Here is a 1,281-nt window from a genome sequence, read left to right as displayed (position 1 = left end):
GAGCGCCGCGTCGCCCACCGAGGCCACCGTGTCGAACAGCCCCATGAACTCGAAATGCACCGCAAAGCCGCCCAGCGTCAGCCCTGCCACGCCACGCTCGCGGGCATCGAGCCGGCACAGCACGTGCAGCCAGTTGGCCAGCGCGCGCGCCGCCGCCGCTCCGCGCGAGAAACCGAAGATGCTCACGTAGATGTTGCGGATGATGCCGGGGTTCTTGATCTGCACCTGGCCGCTCTGTGGGTCGGGCATGTGCCCGCCCAGCGCGCGGTGCAGTTTGCGCACTGCTTCGAGCAGATGGCCTTGGGTATTGAGCGGCTGGCAAGCGCCGTGGTAGTCGTGGAAGAGCGGAACGGTGTCCAGTTGCTTGCCGGTGAGCATGACTGCGTTGTTCAGTTCCCGAATCTGCGTGGTATTGAGCAGCGGCACACGGTGGATGTAGCGGTGGACGCAGTTCAGGGCCTGCGCCAGCGCCCACACCAGGCGCACCTGGCCGGCCCAGGCAAAGGCCGAGCCGCGGATGCGCTGTATGCCCGTGCCGTTGTCACCGAGCTCGGCAAAGGGGCTGCCGACGCCGGGGGAATAGATGCGGAAGAAGTGCGGGTACTTGTCCTCGACGCCGGGCCACTGGTCCTTGAGATGGGGCATCACCGCCAGCGGGGCGATGGCCTGGCCCTGGTAGGCATCGAAGAGGCGGGCGACGTTGGAATGGCTGTGATCGCCGGCCTCTTCGCTGACCCCGTAGTTGTTGCGCGTGCCGTCCATGAAGAAGCCAAGGAACAGGTTGGTGTCGCAACCGTGGTGGGGGTCGGCGATGGGGGGGTGTTCGCGGTAGTCGTACTCGAATATTTTTCCTCGCTCCGGACCTCCTGGGGGGAAAAATATGTCGACCTTGGAAGGGTCAGCATAAATCTCAGGGTCAATCTGTGAAGCAAACTCGGTACTCATGGTTTGCGCTCCTCATAGTATTTGATCCTGCGTCTGACTTCTTCGAGCATCTCCTGTGCCTTCAGGCGTTTATGTTCCCTGTACCGAGGATCGGCCGGCCCAGTGAAATCGCGGAACTCAGCGACGTTTCCGTACCTTATGTCGATTGCCCAACTTTCCTCGTAGTCTTTATCGGTTCTTGGACCAAGTTGCCTTATCAGTCCTTGCTCACCTATGCGCAACTCCTCCATGTCCCGCTCCCACATCTTCAGCCTGTACGCCTGGCTGGGCACGGGCCAGCCGCGTTCGCGGCCGGCCCACTGGGGGTGGCCGGGATCGACGGCGCTGGCGAGCACC

The 1,281-nt window shown here is 63.0% G+C and carries 1 protein-coding gene and 1 pseudogene; both read right to left on the bottom strand.

Annotated elements, in window-relative coordinates; translation table 11 throughout:
• Nucleotides 1-945, bottom strand: a pseudogene (locus C8261_RS17080) (DUF2235 domain-containing protein); the annotation flags it as partial.
• A partial coding sequence (locus C8261_RS17395; protein WP_181358988.1) for a hypothetical protein occupies nucleotides 942-1,281 on the bottom strand: 340 nt, incomplete at its 5' end. The gene C8261_RS17395 and the pseudogene C8261_RS17080, both read right to left, overlap by 4 nt.

It is taken from the genome of Pseudothauera lacus, from assembly GCF_003034845.1.
In the GTDB taxonomy this organism is placed as follows: domain Bacteria; phylum Pseudomonadota; class Gammaproteobacteria; order Burkholderiales; family Rhodocyclaceae; genus Pseudothauera; species Pseudothauera lacus.
Note: the sequence above shows the minus strand (reverse complement) of the source record. Positions and strands in the feature narration are given on the sequence as shown.